This is a genomic window from Paenibacillus sp. FSL H7-0942 (genome assembly GCF_045040715.1).
GTDB classification, from domain to species: domain Bacteria; phylum Bacillota; class Bacilli; order Paenibacillales; family Paenibacillaceae; genus Paenibacillus; species Paenibacillus amylolyticus.
This window is the reverse complement of record NZ_CP150279.1, coordinates 1,587,895-1,610,304: the sequence shown is the minus strand read 5'-3', so window position 1 is coordinate 1,610,304 and position 22,410 is coordinate 1,587,895. Positions and strand designations below refer to the sequence as shown.

At 46.7% G+C, this 22,410-nt stretch carries 16 protein-coding genes; 11 read left to right on the top strand and 5 right to left on the bottom strand.

All coding sequences use genetic code 11. The features are described 5' to 3' along the window. Positions 1-11: 11 nt before the first annotated feature. Complete coding sequence (locus MHI48_RS07080) at positions 12-1,895, bottom strand: ABC transporter substrate-binding protein (RefSeq protein ID WP_405143562.1); 1,884 nt, start codon at positions 1,893-1,895, stop codon at positions 12-14. 93 nt (positions 1,896-1,988) lie between these two features. Between MHI48_RS07080 and MHI48_RS07075 the strand changes: the two genes are divergently transcribed. The 4 genes from MHI48_RS07075 (at position 1,989) to MHI48_RS07060 (ending at position 6,683) form a co-directional block, all read left to right on the top strand. Beyond that, the gene (locus MHI48_RS07075; RefSeq protein ID WP_405143560.1) at positions 1,989-3,269 is read left to right on the top strand and encodes an MDR family MFS transporter; all 1,281 of its coding nucleotides are present in this window, start codon (positions 1,989-1,991) and stop codon (positions 3,267-3,269) included. A gap of 174 nt (positions 3,270-3,443) precedes the next feature. Next, positions 3,444-3,653 carry a helix-turn-helix transcriptional regulator gene (locus tag MHI48_RS07070; RefSeq protein ID WP_017690042.1) on the top strand — a complete coding sequence of 70 codons (210 nt, stop codon included), beginning with the start codon at positions 3,444-3,446 and terminating at the stop codon, positions 3,651-3,653. Position 3,654: 1 nt separating this feature from the next. Next, positions 3,655-4,425 carry a DUF3169 family protein gene (locus tag MHI48_RS07065; RefSeq protein ID WP_405143558.1) on the top strand — a complete coding sequence of 257 codons (771 nt, stop codon included), beginning with the start codon at positions 3,655-3,657 and terminating at the stop codon, positions 4,423-4,425. A 50-nt stretch (positions 4,426-4,475) separates the two neighbouring features. Next, positions 4,476-6,683, top strand: coding sequence for a serine hydrolase (locus tag MHI48_RS07060; protein ID WP_101314106.1), 2,208 nt, complete (start codon positions 4,476-4,478; stop codon positions 6,681-6,683). A 153-nt stretch (positions 6,684-6,836) separates the two neighbouring features. On the opposite strand, the gene MHI48_RS07055 is transcribed toward MHI48_RS07060, so the two are convergent. Together MHI48_RS07055 and MHI48_RS07050 are read right to left on the bottom strand one after the other, a co-directional pair. Next, positions 6,837-7,886, bottom strand: coding sequence for a hypothetical protein (locus MHI48_RS07055; RefSeq protein WP_047842010.1), 1,050 nt, complete (start codon positions 7,884-7,886; stop codon positions 6,837-6,839). Beyond that, positions 7,886-9,721, bottom strand: coding sequence for an HSP90 family protein (locus tag MHI48_RS07050; protein WP_405143556.1), 1,836 nt, complete (start codon positions 9,719-9,721; stop codon positions 7,886-7,888). Before MHI48_RS07050 ends, MHI48_RS07055 begins: the two co-directional genes overlap by 1 nt. A 445-nt stretch (positions 9,722-10,166) precedes the next feature. Between MHI48_RS07050 and MHI48_RS07045 the strand changes: the two genes are divergently transcribed. The 3 genes from MHI48_RS07045 to MHI48_RS07035 all read left to right on the top strand — a co-directional run bounded on the left by MHI48_RS07045 (position 10,167) and on the right by MHI48_RS07035 (position 12,829). Continuing rightward, positions 10,167-11,072, top strand: coding sequence for an ABC transporter ATP-binding protein (locus MHI48_RS07045; protein ID WP_405143554.1), 906 nt, complete (start codon positions 10,167-10,169; stop codon positions 11,070-11,072). Continuing rightward, entirely contained in the window at positions 11,065-11,898 is an 834-nt protein-coding gene (locus MHI48_RS07040) for an ABC transporter permease subunit (protein ID WP_405143552.1), read from the top strand. The genes MHI48_RS07045 and MHI48_RS07040 overlap by 8 nt, the downstream gene beginning before the upstream one ends. A gap of 136 nt (positions 11,899-12,034) precedes the next feature. Continuing rightward, complete coding sequence (locus MHI48_RS07035; RefSeq protein ID WP_405143550.1) at positions 12,035-12,829, top strand: MurR/RpiR family transcriptional regulator; 795 nt, start codon at positions 12,035-12,037, stop codon at positions 12,827-12,829. A 3-nt stretch (positions 12,830-12,832) separates the two neighbouring features. Here the strand turns inward: MHI48_RS07035 and MHI48_RS07030 are convergent, their stop codons facing one another. Next, on the bottom strand, positions 12,833-13,819 hold the full coding sequence (locus tag MHI48_RS07030; RefSeq protein WP_405144608.1) for a Gfo/Idh/MocA family protein: 987 nt from the start codon (positions 13,817-13,819) through the stop codon (positions 12,833-12,835). Positions 13,820-14,097: 278 nt separating this feature from the next. On the opposite strand from MHI48_RS07030, the gene MHI48_RS07025 reads away from it, so the two are divergent. Together MHI48_RS07025 and MHI48_RS07020 are read left to right on the top strand one after the other, a co-directional pair. Then, the gene (locus MHI48_RS07025; protein WP_405143548.1) at positions 14,098-15,384 is read left to right on the top strand and encodes a DUF5050 domain-containing protein; all 1,287 of its coding nucleotides are present in this window, start codon (positions 14,098-14,100) and stop codon (positions 15,382-15,384) included. 186 nt (positions 15,385-15,570) lie between these two features. Continuing rightward, entirely contained in the window at positions 15,571-17,202 is a 1,632-nt protein-coding gene (locus MHI48_RS07020; protein WP_405143546.1) for a helix-turn-helix domain-containing protein, read from the top strand. 128 nt (positions 17,203-17,330) lie between these two features. Here the strand turns inward: MHI48_RS07020 and MHI48_RS07015 are convergent, their stop codons facing one another. Beyond that, positions 17,331-17,906: a GbsR/MarR family transcriptional regulator gene (locus MHI48_RS07015; RefSeq protein ID WP_036611216.1), complete on the bottom strand. Its 576-nt coding sequence runs from the start codon at positions 17,904-17,906 to the stop codon at positions 17,331-17,333. Between the two features lie 501 nt (positions 17,907-18,407). On the opposite strand from MHI48_RS07015, the gene MHI48_RS07010 reads away from it, so the two are divergent. Continuing rightward, the gene (locus MHI48_RS07010; protein ID WP_036611218.1) at positions 18,408-19,637 is read left to right on the top strand and encodes a glycine betaine/L-proline ABC transporter ATP-binding protein; all 1,230 of its coding nucleotides are present in this window, start codon (positions 18,408-18,410) and stop codon (positions 19,635-19,637) included. Beyond that, entirely contained in the window at positions 19,603-22,191 is a 2,589-nt protein-coding gene (locus tag MHI48_RS07005; protein ID WP_405143543.1) for a glycine betaine ABC transporter substrate-binding protein, read from the top strand. The genes MHI48_RS07010 and MHI48_RS07005 overlap by 35 nt, the downstream gene beginning before the upstream one ends. Positions 22,192-22,410: the final 219 nt, after the last annotated feature.

Sequence of the window (22,410 nt, the reverse complement as noted above, 5' to 3'; positions counted from 1 at the left end):
GGCAGCTAATCCTACCACAACGGAATATACACCGGATAACTCGTATCCTCTTCAGCGGCCCCAGGGCTTCTCTTCACCCACAATCTGCGCAGATCAGGCAGACCATACCCCGCAAGACGATAATCTCTCAGCGAATCATGATGGGTGTGTTCTTCCTTGAAGCTGTATGTGGGCAGAAGCAATGCCTCCTGAATCAGTCGATCTTCTAGCCGAATCAATCTATTCAACCGCTCCGCAGGTTCCTGGATCATGACCACTCGTCCACATTCCTGTTCCAGTTCATGTCTCCAGTAATCATTCATCGCAATCAGGAATAACGTGTTCTGGAAGGTGTACATCGTCACGAGACTCAGCACGACATGATCATTGAAGATTTCTCCTGTATAGATCAGATCACAATCCCCGAACCCATCTTGATAGACTGCGTGGACCGGATCTCCCGGCATAATGTTGATATGTAGGCCAATCTGTTTACATCTCTCTGCAAACCAGACCATATCCGTCTCCATCTTCTCTCCTTCTTCCACCCACAGACTTAAACTCTGCCCTTGATAAGAGCTATGACGCAATAATGCTGAGGCCCGCACCATTGAGGTCTCCACGGAAAGGTCAGGTACAGGTGTGACCGAACATTCTATTTGTTCCGATTGCTGTTTCCCTGGCTCCCCTTGATCTGAACCCACCTTTAAAGGTTGCTGTACTCGTCCTCGAATCAGACTATAGGCAGCCTGCGTGTTCGTGCTTCCGAGCGCTTGCGACAACTCCTGCGCATTCAATAGCTGTTGAACAGCCCGGCGAAAATTCACCTCATGCTGCGGCCCTTCCTTCTGCATATTAAACGTCATATACATGCCACCCTGCATCTCATGCTGCACGGCACGAGGCTCCGCATCCGGAAATATATTATGCTTGATGACGGACTCCACCCTCCCAGAATGGGGAAGTTGCCATATTTCAACGCGGTCAATATAGGCTCGGCCTCGGAAGTAGGAAGGGAATACTTCCAACACAAGCAGCTTGGAATCATGACGCGTCAACCGATAAGGTCCTGTTCCAATCGGATGGAGCGGATTCATCTCCACATCTCTCGGCAAGATCGATGCAGACATACTACTCATCAGATCCGGGAACATGAAGTTAGGCTTGTTTAACACAAAACGTACAGTCAATTCGTCCAACGTCTCTATGCGCTCAATAGATCCAAACAGAGGCCTGCACGGGTTACTATTGTCAGAGATAATACGATCAAAGGTAAACTTCACGTCCTCTGAATCCAATATTCTGCCATGATGAAAGGGTATACCTTTGTGCAGATAAAAGGTCCATTCGCTCCCCTCTGAATGACTCTCCCATGCCACAGCCAGACTCGGTTCACAGACCTGGTGTTCAGCATTATAACGAACCAAACGATCAAAAACCTCCGCAACAATAAAAACTTCTCCCCACATGGCCGTCTGCGTGGGATCCAATGTCTTAAAAGGGATATTCCGTGGAATCCGCAATGTATCCACTCGTCCTCTGTCCCCTCCATTCGAACGCAGACCAAATTGATGCTGCATTTGCTGCATCAGATGTTCTCTCATCGTAATTGGTAAGGTGGCGGCCAGTTCATAGGCGTCCTCCATCCTGTTCCCATCCAGGAGATGGTCAAATCGTTCACGCGCCACTTCAAGCAACGGGACACAAAATACCAGCATCGATTTTTTGCCTCTTCCGCGCTGCGGGTTCCACCTGACCCATCCGTTCTCCTTGAATTTGTTCATAATGAGGTTCATATTGCGCATGGTACAACATAAAAGATCGGCAAGTTCACCTACCGTTGTAAGTACTTCTTGTTCATCATGTACATGTGGAAAGTTTAATCGCAGTTGAATGTAATGTTCTGATACGTCCATATATACCCTACCTTCTGCTAAAATACGAAATCCATCCGGATGCTTCTACAGTTTTTCTTCAGGTTTTCCTCCATTATACTCAGTAACATCAACATGACCAGTGGGAAGGAAGAACAACGATTTATGAAATACGCCGATTTGCACCCGAACATCAGGATACGTATCATTACTGATTTTTTCACCGATCTGACCCAAAAGTCCATCATTCCATTCATGGCGATCTATCTGAGTATTCAGATTGGCGCAGGTTTGGCGGGGTTATTGCTGACGGTCAATATTGTGGCTTCCATGATTGTGGGATTGTGGGCAGGATATTGGTCTGACCGAATTGGACGAAAAAAATTAATGGTGATCGCACAAAGTCTCCAAGTCATGGCTCTACTCGGCTTGGCCATCGCCAATTCGCCGTGGATGGATTCGATCATCGTCACTTGCCTCATGTTTCTGCTCAGCAGTCTCAGTTCAGGGATCACCGTGCCGATTGCTAATGCCATGATTGTCGACGTGAGCAGTGAACATGAACGTCATTATGTATATGGGTTGCAATATTGGACAACAAATGTTGCTGTAACTTTTGGTGCACTGATGGGCGGGCTGTTTTTCGAATCATTTCGTTTCCTATTGTTCAGTCTGGTATGCCTTGAAAGCCTAGCTACCCTGTTTATTTTGATCTTTATGATTCGTGAAACAATGGATAAACGTGAATCAGGTTATGGCGATGCTCCCATCCAGAGGAACATATTGAAAACCTACTGGGCGGTCTTTCAGGACAAACGTTTCATGATATTTTTCACGGCTACTGTACTTGCAGTCTCCCTGGAATTTCAATTGGATAAATACATCGCTGTTCGTCTAAAAAATGAATTCACCGCCCAACTGCTCGGCTCAGATATCTCAGGTCTGCACATGTTCAGCCTGATCATGGTCATCAACACCGTAATGGTTGCCTTGGTTGCCATTCCATTCACCAGATGGATAGGTCGCTTCCAGTCCCGATCTATTATGACTGTTGGTATGCTCCTCTACACCGCAGGTTTCACCGTACTTGCTTTCAGCAACTGGGCCTGGTTACTCATCTCATCCGCTATATTGCTAACCATTGGAGAATTGATGTACGCCCCTGTTCGTCAGGTCATGCTCGCGGGCATGATTCCAGATTCGGACCGTGCTGCCTATATGGCTGCTGACGGGTTGAGTTACAACGCTGCTGCCCTTCTCGGCAGTCTCGGGTTAACCATTGGAGCCTTTCTGCCCTCCTATGCGATGGCTGGTCTGTATATCCTGATGGGGCTTGGAGCGCTCGTCTTTTTCCGAATGTTACTTCGGAGGGCAGAGGAACAGAATCAACATCTGCCGTGTGCAGATGCATCTTGATTTCACTTTTCTGGCAACTTTTCCGACAACAAAATAATCATCCTAGGGAGCCCAACTGGCTCTCTTTTTCATGTCCATGATCAACGTTTAGAAGTAAATTATCTTTAACATTTTGTATATTATAGTTTACATTTAGTCAAATATCATGTACATTAGGTTCATGGAGGTGAGCAAGTGGAAGAATTACACAATCACGTTCGGGAGTTACGAGCCAGAGACCGGCTATCCCAAGCAGAACTGGCCAAACTCATTGGTGCATCCCGTCAAACCATTGCCCTGATTGAGCGTGGAGATTACTCTCCGTCGGTCGTTCTGGCACTAAAAATAGCACATGTATTTCGTGAACCTGTCGAAAAAATCTTTGAACTGAAAGGTGGAGATTAAAATGAAAAATTCATCATCCTCGTCCATTAAAAAGCGGTTGCGTCTTCCCTTGTATGCAGCCGGTGGCGCTGTAGTTGGTTTTCTCGGCGCTAGCGGAGTCAGTAAACTCCCTTCTGACTTGAACTGGAAGCTGTCCGTGTATTATGACTATGATCTTTTATTCGCAATCCTGGCGGCTCTTGTGGTAGTTATGACGGTGTGGAACATCTTCAGTCTCTCCCGCACGCCATCTGTCCCTCCCATGGAAAATGATGCTTATGGAGATTCCGATTCACTCATCTCTCCCGCAGAGCGCTCCCTCGGAAAAGCGATGATCCTCAGCGGATTCAGCGTTATTCTTACGTTTACCTGGGCAGCACTTGCCTTGTCCTTGTATGCATCCAACCGAACCATGCCGAACTCTCCAGAACTGTTCAACCTCTTGAATTTTGTTGCTTCGTGTATCTCTATTATCATCGTTGTGGTCGTGCAAACTCTGACTGTGAAGCGATACAACCGTTATTATCCTGAGCGCACTCTGGATCTGAACTCGCGCAACATGAAGAAGGATCATTTTGAGAAGCTCGATGAAGGCGAGAAATGGATTGTCTATCGCGCAGCCTATCGTTCTTTTCAGATGATGAATGTACTTCTTGGTGTTGGAATGGTTTCTATGGTTCTATATTCGATGCTCTTTACCTTTGCTCCATTCCCGATTGTAATGCTCTCTGTGATCTGGATTGCCAACATTGGAATCTATTATCGTGAAACCTATCGTGCAAGTAATCAGTAATACATGAGTAGGTAACTATTTTGTAAATATTTTCATAAAGGAGTGTTTGCATGCATTTATCCAAACGAAAGACCCGTTTCAGGTTCACCTCCCTAACAGGAGCTTTTATGGCTGCGGTTCTGTCTCTCAGTCTGTGGGTACCCGCAGTCCAGGCGGAGACCGCGACTCCAGTAGCTGCTGAACAAGGAAAGACGAAAGCGCTGACAACCGAATCGGCTACAGCTTTTCTGGATTCTTTCTTCGATTCACCTGAGGCAAAACCCCATTATGTGGGAGCCTCCGTTGTTGTTGTGAAGGATGGCAAAGTTCTGGCGGAAAAAGGATATGGCTTCTCCGATGTGGAGAGTAAAACAGCGATCGATCCGAAAAATACGGCCTTCCGTGTAGCCTCTGTATCCAAAACGTTCACGTCAGCTGCTGTAATGCAGCTAGTGGAGCAAGGCAAGGTTGATCTGCAAGCTGATTTTCAGACCTATGTGAAAGGGCTCGAATTCGATAATCCTTTTGACAAACCTGTAACTGTGGAGAACCTGCTCACACACACGACCGGATTCGAGATCCGTGATCCCCAGCAGGAAGACATCCATACTGACTTCGACAAGTACATAGCGATGGAGGATTACGCAAAGCAACATATGCCTCCTGTCGTTCGAGAGCCTGGTAGCGCCTACATGTACGATAATTTCTCGTTTTTGCTGCTTGGCATGATTGTTGAAAATGTAAGCGGCGAACCCTTTGAATCCTACATGCAACAACATATCTTCAAACCGCTAGGAATGGATAACAGCAGTTTCATGCTGGACAAAAAGTTCCAAAAGCAGCTGGCTACTGGCTATGATGCGGCACACAATCCGCTTGATCTGTACACCATCGCTCCAACACCTATGCCTCAAGGCGGCATGTTGTCTACCGCAGAAGACATTGGGAAGTTCATGATCGCTTTCCTGAATGATGGCGTGAAGGACAACAAGCGAATTTTCAAGGAATCCACGGTGAAAAGCATGGAACAGTACCGTTCTTCCATTCATCCACTGTTACCAAACACCACGTATGGATTCGAAGCTGCATTTCAGCTTCCCGGAGCAGGAAGTAGTCCAAGTATCATTACAAAAGGAGGCGACCTGACCGGATTCAGCTCTTATCTCTTCCTTATTCCCGAGCAAAATACAGGCGTTTTCCTGACGTATAATCAGAATGGAGCACTTCGTAATCTGTTCTACCCTGCATTCATCCAGAGCTTCTTCCCGGAATATGCAGAGCCTGTACAGTTCAAGGATTACACGCCGCAATCCGCAGCTGAGCTGCAACGCTTCACCGGATTGTACGCAGATCTTCGACTTAGCACGATTGTAAGTTCCTTGAAAGGTGGCGGGGATAAGCCAGGACAACTGAGCATTAACGATGTATTCCTGGGTCAACGCAACCTGATTCAGGTGGAAGATAATCTCTTCAAAGATGAATTGACTGGTCAATTCACAGCATTCAAAGAATATGCAGATGGAACCACATACATGAAAGAACCTTACCTCAACCCTATGGGTTATGAGAAAAAAGGTCAAAAGCCTATGGGCTTCCGGGATGTTCGTGAGAACAGTCCTTATGCCGAAGCCATCTATGCCATACAATCTCTTGGATATTATGAGAATGATGGCAACAAGTCTTTCCAACCAAAAACAGGTGTGACACGAGCTGAATTTATTGAGAACACCCTTAAACTGAGTGGATTGAAGCCCAGCAAAACTACGCCTCCTGCTGGCACCGACTGGGCAGATCATGCAGCAGCCGGATATATTCAACTCGGATATGAGTTGGGTATGATTACTGGCACGGACGAACAGCAATTTAAGCCGGATCAAGTGATTATCCGACAGGAAGCAATGGTCATGATGTGGAGAATTATGCAACTACAATATCCTAGCGAACTGTTCAATGATGTGAAACTTGCGGGGCACACAGATGCATGGGCTGTACCAGCCATTCAGATGATGGCGAAGCTTGGTATCCATGGACCCGAGGTGAAGGTAATGGAGGATGGTTCTGTTGATTTCCTTTCCCGCAAACCTCTGATTCGTCAGGAAGAGGCTGCGATCATGTATGCGCTGCTTACCCAACCAACAGATCAAATCGTCGCTGAACTGATGGCAGCTCAACAACCACAAGCAGAACCTGCCGAAGGAGCTGAGCCTGCAGATGAGACATCTGAAACTGCACCGGTTCCTGTACCAGTAACGGTCCCTTCTGCAACATCAGCACAATAAAAATAAAATATCTTCATACCGATTAGATTGATCATGCTTATGATGCAAGAAAAAAACAGGCTTGTTCAGAAGGATACGATCCTTCTCGAACAAGCCTGTTTCGTTACTTTTCATAACTTATTATAGCGATCGGTTAATGAGTTATATCCGTCTCTATTCGATCAACGAAGATACATGGAGGTTCCCGTTGCGCTGATCAAACTTAGCTGCAGCGGTCTGAGCATGCTCCGCAAAGTAATCGGCCAGCTTGAGCAGGTCGCCCGGATCGCCTTCATACGGGAAGGATGCTGGCAGACGCAATCGGTATTCTGGAGATTCTTCCACCCAGCGGCGAAGCAACGATGCTGCTCTGGCATAAAACAACATTTTGGCGTAAGGATCTTCATGATCAGCAGCAAACACCAGTGTTTCCTCCAGCACATCAATGCCTTTTGCCGGGTTCGTACGTGTGAGATAATCCATCTGCTCCGCAAAACTCTGCACAAAATCGTTCTGGCCTTTAATCAGGCGATATCCCTTGGTCTGATGTTTATCTGCTTCCGCAGTCCGTCCCAACCGATATAACGGCATCAAAATTTCAGACAAAGTCAGATGCGGAATCTCTGCACAGCTCATACGCCCTTTCAGGATAGGCTGTGCCGCCTCCAACACCTTCTCATCGTCTCCTTTTAACAAGAAATATCGCATAATCTCATCCTGCTCACAGGCTTCGCAGTCACTCATAAAGTCACGATCCATCGTTCTGAATCGATCATAACTGCGTCCCGCTTCCTCCAGCTCCCCAAAATCCATAAAGATCCGGAACCGATAATACCAGTAGGAGCGTTCGCTGTAACCGTAGGACTTGAAACGCCGTCCGAAATCCTCCAACAGCTCCAGGATCTTCTCGCGTGATATTTCCGGAAAGTCGGGCATCTTGCCCAATATCCATTTGTACGACCACATTAACGTTTCTTCATCATATTCTTCGGGCTGTTGGTCGAACTTGCCCAGCTGCCAGGAAAAAGCAATCAGTGCTTTCATCGGATAACCACAGAATGTTGCTGTCTCCACAATCTCCGATCTTGCTTCATATGCCTCTTCCTCCATGCCGTTCACATCGGCAACTCTTGCCGCTTCCTCCAGCATACCGAGCTTCGCCGGACCATTGGGCAGGCCATAGGCCTCGTCCATCAGTTCTTCAAAATCCATCTCTGTCTTCATCAGGCATCTCCCTTACGATCTGTATTGGCACGCAAACCCCAATCAATAAAACGAACAATGCCCTGATTTAACACTTCAAGCTCCTGCTTGCTCATGGCATAATGCCCCATCATCAGTGCATTGACGTATAACATCTCGATGGCAATCGGTGTCATCTGGTCATCCGGTGATGTCAGTACCCGCTGAATGATCGGATTACCCACGTTCAAATACAAAGTTGAGTACCCTGCTGAACTCATGCCAGAAGACAATGAACCCAGAACAGACGAGAACAATTCCGTGCTCTCCTCGCTTGCTTTTTCAAGCGCACGAAGTGTTGAGGATTCCTGAGACAGCGTGAACAACACCGGCAGATCCGATGGCTTAAAACCTTTCACCTCAGCCCGACAACGGAAGCGCTGCAAGGCAGAATCGGCCAATCGCAACGCATCATAATACTGATTACGCTCAGCGGGTGGCACATCGGTGAAACTCATCGAGACCTGATCCGGCTGTAGCCGCTCCGTGTGTACGTTGTGCACGGTCATCGGCAGTGTTGCCATCAAATCGCTGTCATAGATATAACCACCGTTAATTACCAGCATCGATTGTGCGGAAGCTACATGATGAATCTGACGGTACTCATCAACAGAGGACGTGAAATACAATGTCTCTCCTTCATCAATTAACTCACCCAATTCACGGTGACCCCTCGTACTCTCAAATGGCAACCAGCGATGAATCATCGCGTAGAATGCTTGATCCTGCACAGCCAATGCCTTCATGGACAGAGCATGCAAGCGAATCAGCTTTTGAAGCCGTTCCGTCTGGCTCTCAGCCATGTCGGCCAGTCCCTTGCGAAGTGCGTCTCCGAGTTCGGAGCGAACTTCCTCCAGCTTTTCATTTTCATAAAAATGTTCTCGTGATGCCGTCGGTTGAAGCTCATCTGTCCAGATCAGGCATTTCACGAAGAAAGCCCACTCTGGCAAAATGTTCTCAGCCTTCTCCGAAATCAGCATTCGCTTCAGGTAAACCCGGTGAGAACGCTTGGCATTCAGATTAACCGCGTGTGGCAGTACAAAAGCAATACCCCCGGTACGGCCTGAAGCTGTCGTCAACGGAATGAAGTCCTGGAACTGCTCGCCAAGCAGACGTTCACCAAAAGCCAATACCTCCGCTCTGCGTGAACGTGCGAGTGCAGGATCCATCAGCCAGATCGGTGTCTCGCTATTCACCACATGTTGCGCGCCGTCATGATACAACGTGACCGGATACGGCAATAATGCTCCGTAATAGAACAGAGCTTCTTTCACATACTCTGGTTCAAAGTAGTGCGCCGCGTCCGGTGTGCAACGCAGATATACTTTGGTCCCCGGGGACAGCTGTGTGTCCAACTGTCGAATCGTATAGGTGCCATCCGGCTTGCCCCGCCACTCCATCGAAGGGCCGCCCTTCGCGGATTGCGTCAGCATGACAATTTCGTGACTCACCATGAAACAGGATAACAACCCGATCCCGAAACGCCCGATAAAGGACGTCTCTCCATCCAGCAGCGCTTGCTGCCCCCTCTTCGAGGATTGTCCAATCATCGCCAGGAATTCATGGATGTCAGCTTCAGTCAAGCCGATGCCGTTATCCTCCACCATCATGGTCAATTGCTCACCTGTTCCCGTCAGTTCAACACGAACTTCACCCTGATACCCTGGCTCCGCCTCCGTTCGTGCAGTAATCGCATCAGTCGCATTCTGCATCAGTTCTCGCAAGAACACTTTAGGACTGCTATATAGATGGTTGGATAAAATCTGGATCATCCCGCTCAGGTTCACTTGAAAACGATATTCATTGGATGCTGTCATGATTCACTCACCTTCCTCTACGTCCAAACACAATATGTACCCATACGATGTATTCATATGGATGTGTTAGACGAATTCATTATGTAATCGTTAGAAACAGACGTTCCCCGTGACAGGCACGCCAAAACATCGCGTCAAGCCGGCCCTGAATAACCAAGACCGGCGTTATATGCATATTTCAGGCATTCATGAGACGTAAGGCCTTATCTTCCATTACCACGTTATGAATAGCAATGAAACGGATGTTCTACCCTAAAATAAGGATACATGTTACAGGGCAGAGTGAAAACAAACCTGAGACCCGATTTCAGGCAGACTTCAGGGTAAATGTGCATCCTACATTCGGGACTATTGAAGGAGGAAAATATCTTTTTTGTCGTCCATTTGAACGATATCAGCCTACCGCACGTATAATCTCCAAACTCAGATCGGACGGTGAATATGCATGATCGAAGTACGTAACATATCCAAGCAATTCAAGGTGCATCAAGCACTGCATGATGTCAGTTTCACAGTTAAACAAGGCAGTGTCACCGGGTTGATTGGACCCAACGGTTCGGGCAAAACCACACTGATCCGTATCATGAATGGGGTCTTGGGCGCTTCCGGTGGACAGGTAACCATTAACGGATTGGATGCCGCTTGTGAGGCAGAGAAAGTACTGGCCATGTGTGGCACCCTTACCGAGCAAAGTGGATTATATGAAAATATGAGCGGGCGTGACAATCTGACTTTCTTCGCAGATGTTTTTGGCCTGAAGCATGCCAAGAAACGAATCGACGAGCTTGTAACTCTGTTCGAGTTTCAGGATTATCAGCATCGAAAAGTCGGCACCTATAGCACAGGCATGAAGAAACGCTTGGGCCTTGCACGAGTACTCTTGCATCGTCCTTCTATCCTGTTTCTGGATGAACCCACCAATGGCCTGGATCCGGATGGAATTCAGATGGTGCTACGCATTATCCGTCAGTTAAATAAGGAAGAAAAGATGACAATCCTGGTCTCATCCCATGTGCTGTCCCAGCTGTCAGCCGTCTGTGATCATTATATTTTCATGGAAAAGGGGCGCATCGTGGAGGAAGGCACGGAACAGGAGATTGTTAGCCGGTACCTGTCCACTCCGAAGCTCGAAGTAGAAGCATACATGCCCGATGGATGGCACACGGCAACCGACTTTACACCTGAAATAATCTCCGCACATCAAGCAGTATTTCAGCTTACATCGCGTGAAGACATTCCATTACTGCTAAGGCAATTAACGGAGCATGGTCAAGTCTATCAGGCCCGCATCACGGGCAGTGATCTGGAAAGTATCTATTTTGCCATAAGGGAGGCACATCACCATGAATAATCGCCAAGCCATACGTGCACTGGTACGTAAAGATATCCGGTCCGTCACAGCCAGCGTTCAGCTCTGGTTGCCCATGTTGATTGTTCCACTGATTATCGGAATCATTATGCCCTCTGCACTCCTGTGGGCGGCCTCCAGAATGGAACTTCGTTCTCTGGGCAACATCAGCTTTCTGCTCGAATCATTGGATGCGTTAACCCATGGTGGACAGATTCCTCAGCTTGCTTCCATGCCTACAGATAATCATCGTATTGTCTATTACTTGGCCATGTATATGTTCGCTCCCTTGTTTCTCATCATTCCGGTGATGGCCTCCAGTATTCTGACGGCCAATAGTTTCGCTGGAGAGAAGGAACGTAAGACGCTGGAAGGATTGTTGTTCACACCGATCAGCATGGACACTCTTTTTAAAGGCAAAGTGCTAGCTGCCCTGATCCCTTCCATTCTATTATCCTGGGTTACTTTCCTGGTCTACGGAATCATTGCCAATATTCTGATGCACCCCATGTTTGGAACGTTGATGTTTCCCAATCTGAACTGGATCATACTTGTGGTGTGGGTTGTTCCCGCTTGCAGTCTTATGGTCATTTTATTGAACGTCCTGATCTCGGCCAAGGTCCGTGGGTTCCAGGAAGCCTATCAGCTCGGCGGATTAATTGTCCTTCCCCTCATCGCCTTAGTCGCTGGACAAGCCAGTGGCATGCTGCTGATTGGTCCTTGGATGTTAGTCATGATTGGAGCAGTGCTCCTACTCATAAGTGTGGTTCTTCTTCGTCTGGTCACGTCGTGGAATAGTCGTCAGCAACTGGCGGAAAGTCAGATCTGAATGATGTGGAGTGTAGCGACGAAATTCAACAATCTACACTGTCGCTCCGCTATACAGATTGAGAAATAAATATACGCAGGTTATGATGTGGAGATATATGCTATGGGATGATTTTAGAGAGGAATGGAACAACTGTATGGAATCCAAACTACTTCAAAAATTAAAATATGCTTCACAATTAACGGCACAGGAGAAACATATTGTAGACTATATCCTGAGCAACCCCGAAGTTGTATTTGATTCTACAGCCCATGAACTGGCTCAGCAGACCTATACAAGCTCATCCACCATTGTTCGTCTATGCAAAAAGCTGGGTACCAAGGGGTACCCAGACTTTCAGTTAAAACTTGCTCTTGAATATCAACAGATACCTTCCGCGTTGCAGACGCAGGATCATGCAATTGCAGAACAAGGCAACGTGCTGGCTGCCATCGACTCCGTTCCTTACCTGTATCAGCAGGCGCTAGATGATACGCGCCGGATGTTAAATGCTCCTGTTTTGCTACGAATCGCGAACTGGGTCAAAGAATCCGGACGTATCGATATCTATGGCAGTGATATGAATTATTATCTGGCTCAGCAGGCTTGTGCCAAGTGGAATGAACTCGGCATATCTGCGATTGCTCATAATAGTCCCAACATGCATTACTTGAACACGATGAATCCCAACAGCCTGACGTTTTCTTTTGTTATCTCGCACACAGGTGAGAATCAATCCATGATTGAAGCTGCCAAAGTGCTGAGCAACAAACAGATGAAAGTCATCGCGGTCACGGGCAACAACCATTCAACCCTGTCCAGACACTGTGATGAAACGCTGCTGGCTTATGGATACAATGAACAATTAAGGCTATCCAAAATGTCTTCGATGGTCTCGGTACTCTACATTTTCGACATGTTATACATGGGGAGCATTAGCGATACGTATTAACGATTAACGCTGGTCCGCTGCAAATACAATTCCGGCATCCTTACGTGCACTCATGAGTACACTCATTACAGACTGGCTGTGTTCGAGCAGTTCGTAACACCGTTTGTGATCCCCATTTGCATGGATGTCCCTGAACGCTTCCCACTCATAATACAGCCAATTGGATTTGGTCTGCGCATTATACGCCTCAGCAGGCTCATTCCCGATCTGAAGCTTGATCTCCCGGCAACCGTTTGCTCCTCCCACAACCTGAAGATAACCTTTCTCCCCCTGAATGAGCACAAAGTTCATGCTGTTTGTGTCTTTGGCACCTACACATTCCGCAATAAACTCCGGATACTTAAGAACCACTACTCCTGACGTATCAATGCCGTTTGCATGCTGGTTCGCGGTATACGATACGGTATTCGGACTGCCAAACAGATTCATGACCAGATGCAGATTATAAATATTGATATCCATCAGCGCGCCACCAGAGAAATGTGGATTGAATACGTTCGGCGTTTCCCCTGCAAGCAGATCATTGTATTTGCGCGAGTATTGACTGTAGTTACACTGGATGAGTTTGATCGGACCAAGCTTTGGTAGTTGCTCCTGTATGACTTTAATATTGGGCAGATGAATGTTGGAGATGGCTTCAAACAGCAACAGATTCTTTTCTTTTGCAAGTGCAATCAGCGTTTCTGCTTCCTGAAGCGTGGACGTGAACGGTTTTTCGCAGACGACATGTTTGCCATGTTGAAGTGCCTGATAGGCCTGTTCGTAATGCATGCTGTTTGGTGAAGCAATATATACGAGATCTACATTTGTATCTGAAAATAGGGATTCCAGGTCCGTATAGATGGTATCGACCCCATACTTACCCGCAAGCTCCTGTGCTGTCTCTCTCTTCCGGGAGTACATCGCTGTACACGTAACATCTTCCAGTTCATTGATCGCAGATAAAATGGCATCCACAATGGACCCTGTACCAATCGTTGCTATATTCATCATATCGTTTCGCTCCTGTCGTTAGTTGTTTGTCAGTTGGCTCTCTTCGCTGCTCTGGTTGAGTGTAATGTTATCACGATCAAGTCAGGCGGAGAATGCTTTGGGACGGGATTGGCAGCATCATGCGCAATTTGATTTCAGGTTTGAATGACTATGAAATTCAATTTCATCCTCTTCTTTTTTTCATGTTTGAGAGCTAACATATCTTCCATAGTTTACCGATATAACATAAGGAATTAACGACATACATATAGAAGAACGAAGGGGACGATGAACGAATGAAAACAAGGTATACATACGTACAACGCACCATCTGTACATTGCTGTTATTTACACTCATTGCAGCAGTGACATTGGGAGGTGGAACCGCAGCCGAGGCAGCTTCACTTAACCAATCCACAGTGTATTATGAGTCCGACGGAGTTTTGTACAAAGTATCCGCGGATGGCAGCAATACAACAGAAGTATTAATTGATTTCCAAGGTGTGGACTTGCTCGCGGCAGGCTCTTATCTCTACTACACGCAGACTGCTTCTTCCACAACCTTGCTTCGGGTTCCGAATGACGGGTCCAGCGATGCGGCAGAGACATTTGCTACAGATGTACTCAGCTATTACACGGATAACGGATTTATCTATTATCTGGATGCTACAGGTACCATTTATCGCGCGAATGGCAATAGTGACGCTTCATCTGTCACCAAGATTGCTGACAAGGCTGATACCGACTTCCCATTCCTCCTGGTAACCAAAGGGCGCGCCTACTATAATGCGTTAGTTAATGGAAACACGTGGATCGTGTCCAAAACGTCCAACGGTGCTGGAGCTGTGCAGCGGATTGCCGCAGGCGCAGTGGAAGGACGTTATTTTACGAATCAAGCCAAAAACGAACTGCAACTGATGGTAAATACAGACCCCTACGAGGATTTCTATTCCACCAATGCTGTTGTCATGTATAAGGTGAAATACAACACTGGCAAAGCAACTGCGGTAAATCCCAAAGCCAAACTGGATGTGAATGCTGTATATTCCGGTGGTTGGGGAAACAATCTTTACGTGTATAACAAGGGAATCGTTCTCGACAGCAATAAGGATTACAATTATGCCAAAGGCAAAGCGTTTGCGTTAACCACTTCAGCCAAAACACTTCAACTTCATAACAAAAGCGTTCGTGAAGTAAGTGCCTTAGGTACAGACAAGGTTGTCCTTATTGATGCAGACAAAAAGGCTTATGCCAAAACGGTCTCGGGCAACAAAGTGACCAAGTCTGCCAATCTGAACCTGAACAATGTAACGTATGTTGCGAATCAATTGACCAATGGTACATCTACGGCTGCATACATCTCGGGCAACAATGGACTCTATTCGGTTAATACAGCTCTCAAGGTAACGAAACTTACCGGGGACGAATGGGATGCATTCCATATCAGAGATGATGTTTCGGGCCTCTTCTACATCAATGCCAAAGATCAATATCGCTTGTATCACGTGCAAACGGGTGGAACAGGGAAAAAAGTAATGAGTGACGTTTTCCTCGACAATATTCTATTGGTGACACCGTACTAACATATCATGTTGATTCAGGCGTATAGCCCATTCAACGGACATGTCCATAACAAAAAGGATTACCATGCAGCCATAACGGCTCTTGGTAGTCCTTTTTTGGTTGTCGAAAACTATTTTTCAAAAACATCTTCCATATGAGAATGATAATTGTTATCATTAAGAAAATAAGACAAAAGGATGGTCCGTATGACTGAACAGTTTCCCTTCATTTCTGAAACCTCATCTCTACCGCTCCTCTCCTCCATGTGCCGTGTGCGTCGTGGGGAGAATTTCCGTGTGCAAGGCAAGACGGTGTCACGGCCCATGCTATGTCTTATTTTGCAAGGAGACGGTGTTCTGGTCCTGAATGATACAGTCTATACAGCGCAAGCGGGCAGCTTGTTTGTACTGAAGCCAGGAACAACCATTGAGGCCGCTGCACGCTCGAATGTGACCGAATGTATATTACTAAGCATGGATACGGTTTGTTTGCAGCAAGTGCGCGGTGAATGGAAAATGACCTCATCACCCGCCTTCCCGCTGGATTGGGAGACAGGCAGGTTGCTGGTTCGTCATGAGCAGCAGGCTGTATTACGTTTGGAACAACTGTATGAAACCTATCGTGGTCTTCAACCGGATCACTTTATCGGCATACATAGCCAGCTGCATGAGCTGTTGCAATTTCTCTCAGAGAACAGGCTAGAAGCCAATCATGAGAAAGTGGACCCTGCCTTGGAACGCAGCATTATGTATATGCGACGTTACATGAGTGAAGGAATCAGCATGGATCAGCTTGCCAAGATTGCTGGACTCACCCCCAGCTCTTATTCACGCAGTTTCAAGAAGGCCAAAGGCATGTCACCGACCGATTACCTGAATCGTTTACGTATAAACGAAGCAAAAAAACAGCTGACAGAGGAATCCTGTATCCTCAAAGACGTCGCGGTATCTGTCGGGTATGGCAATGAATATTATTTTAGCCGCAAATTCAAACAAACCTTGGGGATTGCTCCCAGCGTATATATGAAAAGAGATCAACTTCGCGTAGCTACGGCATCCATTATGGGATTCCATGAGAACTTGGCCTCGCTTGGACTGCGCCCGGTAGCTGTGCTGGAAGGTGAAGGTATGTTTGACCGAGAATCGGATGAATATGAACAAGAACGCCGATTAACCAGACAATTCGATCAACTTCGGCAGGCGAAGCCAGACTTGATCATCGGTGACTTTTACCACAAGCCTTATTACGATCGCCTGAAAAGTATTGCACCCACCATCATCTTGGAGTCTACTGATGACTGGAAAGAGAACCATATTCGCATAGCCGAACTAGTCGGACGTGAGAAACAAGCGTTGCTGAATTTCAAAGAACTTGAGTTTCGCAAGCTTGAAGCAAGCCTGAACCTGCAAACCTATTTCGGACAAAAACGGTTGGCTCTGATGGAGATTACGAACCAGTTCATTCGCTTACAAGGGACTGGCGAGCATCCATTAAATCACTTGTTGTATGCTGAATTGGGACTTCAGCCTGCTCAGCTTGTATCTCCCGAAAGTTCCAGAAATGAGTATGTAGCGGATAGTATTCCCGTGCTGGACACGGATTACCTGTTAATCCATCGTGCTTTGCTTCAACCTGCCAGTGAAAAGGTGTTCCGACGCATGAAACAAATGGCATCGTGGAATCGATCTCCTGCTGTATTGTATGGTAACGTTCACGATATTTCGAACTGGCAACGGTTATGCTGGACCCCGGGTGGCCGGTTGCAGATTCTGAACGAACTGGACCAGATTACTCAGCAGTCTGTAGTCTTTCCTCAGGCAGGTCTGATCGGACATTAGATGTGAACATAGGTCGATACGATGGGCAAGATTATCTTTTACATCGTGTTCCTTCATTAATAATTCAGTAAGATATTGCACAGGCCAAAGGGCCCTCTCCTATAACGGAAAGGGCCCTTTGCATGTAATTATGAATGTTCCTTAATCTCTTCCTTCGGAACAAGCTTGTATATCTCTTCATTTTCCATGGTATCAATCAACCGATCCAACCATTTGTAATATGCTTCCGCTTGCAAAACTTTGTGTTTGTCTTCCATCAGAATGTGGATAAGTTCAGCGTCTGCCTGCTCATCCAGACCTTCGACTAACCGATTCAGTTCTTCAATTGATTTGCGTAGAATCTGAAGGTTACTCTCCACGGCTTTTCTCCATTTAATCGCAAAATAATCCGTAAACGTCTGATGCCAGTCGTATTCCACTTCATATAGGTCTTTTCTGGAGCCCTTGCTCCACACTTTATTTACCATTTTCAAATCCAGCAGTGTTCGTACACCTGTACTCATACTCGTTTTGCTCATTTCCATTTCCCGTCCCATATCGTCAAGGGTCATTGGTTTGTCTGCAAAAAATAGCAATCCATATAAGTGTCCCGTCGACAGCGTAACGCCGTAAAGATCCATATTACGTCCAATGGCTTCAATGACGCGCTTACGAATCTTCAGCACGGTTGCCTGCTGTTCCTCTTGTAAATGGTCCAAGCCCATGCTTGCAACCTCCATTCTGAACATTCCACAGTCTTTGGCGAAATAATTGCAACACTTTAAAAGTCCTGCTTACATGGGAAAGCACTCGGCCGGACATCATATATGCCAGAGGGCTTTCATTCACCCAATGTATGAAAATGGGAACTTTACCAGGCTACAATTGCCTATGACTATCTTTTAACCAAAAAATTCAGCTTCAATTCAGCTCATTTTCTATTGTAGGAAAAGCAATGTCAAATGTAAAGCTGCCTTATTAGCCAGAATAAGGAGAATGACGGAGTATTTGGACGAAAAACTTTGTACAGTTTTTACTGTACAAACATTATGTACTGTTTATTCGGTTGATATACTGGTTAAGTATTGTTAGACTTAAAAACGTTACCCAGAAAGACGGGAAGCGAAGCAACAATTACCGGATTTCGTGGCTGGGCGCATAAGTGTATGGGCTTATGGATGCTGAAAGCCGTTCGAAGTGCACAACACATCAGAAGGGGTGAAAACATGACCATACTTGAAGTGAAAAACGTAAGTAAATTGTTTGGACCCCAAACCGAGCAAGGTCTGCAATTACTGGAGCAAGGTTGGGGTAAAGAAAAGTTGGCCAAAGAAAAACAGATAACGGTTGGTGTCAACCGGGTCAACATGGACATTAAGGAAGGCGAGATTTTCGTTATTATGGGACTGTCCGGGAGTGGTAAGTCCACACTGGTTCGGATGTTCAATCGTCTGATTGAACCAACATCCGGAGAAATTCTGGTCCATGGTAAGGATCTACGCAAGATGAACAAAGAACAATTGCGCGAAGTGCGCCGGAAAACGATTAGCATGGTCTTCCAGAAGTTTGCGTTGTTCCCGCACCGTACCGTTCTTGATAATGTGGAGTATGGATTGGAAATACAAAAAGTAGATAAGGAAGTACGCCGGGAGAAGGCAAAAACCTCACTTGAGCTGGTTGGCCTTAAGGGCTGGGAAGACAAAATGCCAGATGAACTCAGTGGCGGGATGCAGCAACGTGTCGGCTTGGCGCGTGCACTTGCCAATGACCCGGAAGTACTGCTAATGGATGAAGCCTTCAGTGCACTTGATCCATTGATTCGCCGTGATATGCAAGATGAGTTGATCGAGCTTCAGGATAAAATGAAAAAGACCATCATTTTCATTACCCATGACTTGGACGAAGCGCTGCGCATCGGCGATCGTATTGCCCTCATGAAAGACGGCGCAGTTGTGCAGATCGGTACACCGGAAGAAATCATGATTCAACCGGCCAACTCATATGTGGCCCGCTTCGTCGAAGACGTGGATCTGTCCAAGGTCCTCACTGCCGCTCACGTCATGCGTCGCCCTGAGACAATCACACTTGACCGCGGTCCTCGGGTAGCCCTCGAACTCATGCGCGAAAATGGTGTCTCTAATCTGTTTGTCATTGACCGTTCGAAGAAGCTACTTGGTGTCATTACTGCAGAAGATGCAACCCGTGCAATGCGCGAAAATAAAGTATTAAATGACATTCTGATCACGGACGGGCCGACAGTGTCGCCTGAGACCCTGATTCATGAATTGTTTGAGATTGTAAGTTCTGCCCATGTGCCGCTCGCTGTTGTTGGTGAGAATGGCCGTCTGCAAGGTGTTATCGTCCGCGGTGCCCTGCTGGGTGCACTTAGCGGTGAAGTTGCAGTAAAGGAGGAACTTGAGAATGATTCCCAAAATACCACTAGCATCGTGGATTGAATCCATCGTTGACTGGATGAGCTCCTCGCTCTCCGGATTGTTTAATGTAATCTCTATTGTTATTCAGGCAGTAGTTGGATTCTTCTCCGGGCTGTTCATGCTGCCCCATCCACTCCTGTTCATTGCCATATTGGGTGTTCTTGCGTTCCTCGTAGGACGACTCCCACTGACACTATTTACGGTTATCGGGTTCTTGCTCGTAGATAACTTGGGATACTGGTCCCAATCGATGGACACACTCGGCCTGGTTATCACTTCAGGATTGGTTTCGATCCTGCTTGGTGTACCTGTCGGAATCTGGCTCGCATACAGTAAAACTGCGGCGCGTATCATTACACCGCTGCTTGACTTCATGCAGACGATGCCTGCATTTGTCTACTTGCTGCCTGCAGTTACATTCTTTAGTCTAGGTGTCGTTCCAGGTGTTATCGCGTCCGTTATATTTGCGATCCCGCCAACGATTCGTCTGACTCACCTGGGAATCAGACAGGTATCTAGTGAATTGGTTGAAGCAGCCGATGCATTCGGCTCAACTTCTATGCAAAAGTTGTTCAAAGTACAACTTCCACTCGCTTTGCCTACCGTGATGTCCGGTATTAACCAGACCATCATGTTGTCACTGTCCATGGTTGTTATTGCATCCATGATCGGTGCACAAGGTATTGGTGCGGAAGTCTATCGTGCCGTAACACAGCTTCAAATCGGTAAAGGTTTCGAAGCCGGTCTGGCCGTTGTTGTACTCGCGATTGTTCTGGACCGTTTTACACAAAATGTGTTTATGCCAGGTCGCAAAAAGACCTCACGCATTACAGCCAAGCAAAAAGCATGGATCACTGCTGCGGCAACATTCCTTGTGCTTGTAGCTGGTTTCTCACAATACTTCGTTGGTGGCACAACTTCGGCTGGCGGCAACAATTCAGCAGCCAATGCTGTAGGTCAAGAAGTGAAATATCAGATTATTGGTATTGATCCAGGGGCTGGTATCATGAAGTCCGCTGCAAAAGCGATCGAAGACTATAAACTGACTGACTGGACTCTAATTGAAGGCTCTGGTGCAGCCATGACGGCTACATTGGACAAAGCCATCAAAAATGAAGATCCAATCATTATTACAGGTTGGACTCCGCACTGGATGTTCAACAAATATGATCTAAAATATCTGGAAGATCCAGAGAAATCTTTCGGTGATGCTGAAGAAATTCACACCATCGCCCGTAAAGGTCTGAAAGAAGATCACCCTGTTGCGTTTGAATTCCTGTCCCGTTTCCAATGGACATCGGATGACATGGGTGAAATGATGACTGCAATCCAGGATGGCACATCCGCAGAAGAAGCAGCTAAAGCTTATGCTGAGAAACATGCCGATCAGATTGCTGAGTGGACCAAAGGTCTGACTCCAGTGAACGGTGATGCATTCAAACTCAGCTATGTGGCTTGGGATTCCGAAATCGCAAGTACAAACTTGCTAAAATATGTGATGGAAAACAAATTGGGTTATAAAGTTAACGCTCTGCAAGTCGAAGCCGGACCAATGTGGACGGGTGTTGCCTCAGGCGACGTAGATGCCTCTCCAGCAGCTTGGCTGCCATTGACACACGCAGACTACTGGGAACGTTACAAAGACCAGGTGGACGATCTGGGGGCTAATATGACAGGTGTACGTACAGGCCTCGTGGTTCCTAAGTACATGACTGAAGTCAATTCGATTGCAGATCTGGAGACAGGTGCAGCTTCTTCCACTCCATCGGCAAGTGCTAATGTGGGCGAAGAGGTTAATCACCAGATTGTTGGTATTGATCCAGGTGCAGGTCTGATGAAGGCCACAGCAAACGCCATTAAACATTATGAATTGTCTAACTGGAATCTGATTGAAGGTTCTGGAGCAGCAATGACTGCATCATTGGACAAAGCTTATAAAAATGAAGAACCCATCATCGTTACGGGTTGGACTCCGCACTGGATGTTCAATCAGTATGATCTGAAGTATTTGGATGATCCCGACTTAATTTTCGGCGATGCAGAGGAAGTTCACACGGTTGGACGTAAGGGAATCAAAGAAGATCATCCCGTTGCCTATGAGTTCTTCTCTCGTTTTAATTGGACTGCAGATCAAATGAGTGAAATCATGGTAGACATTCAAAAGGGCGTTTCGCCTGAAGAAGCTGCCAAGACTTATGCGGAAAAACATCCGGACCAAATTGAAGAATGGACCAAGGGGTTAACCCCGGTTAAAGGTGACAATTTACGTCTCGGTTATGTTGCATGGGACTCTGAAATTGCGAGTACCAACCTGATGAAGTATGTGCTTGAGACAGATCTGGGTTACACAGTCAAAGCACTGCAAGTCGAAGCTGGCCCCATGTGGGCAGGCTTGGCGGCAGGTGATATCGATGCTTCTCCAGCCGTATGGCTCCCGCTTACACATGGGGACTACTGGGAGACATATGGAGACAAGATTGAAGATATCGCTGTCAGCATGACAGGAGTCAAACAAGGTCTGGTTGTTCCAACGTACATGGATATCAACTCTGTTGAAGACTTAAAAGATAATTAAACCAGATTGAGATGGATAAACCTGAATTTGGTAAAAAGACCACCGAAATTTTTCGGTGGTCTTTTTGAGTGTAACTGTTACTTGGGAATGGGAATGTCTTCAAGCCTAATGAAAGCCCGAATTTACCTGAAGTGCCGTTAAAGTGGATTTTCTCCCTTTTAATGAAAAGCTTCGCTCTGGATAGGATAGGATCAGGAGTCAGATACTCACTCACGGTTA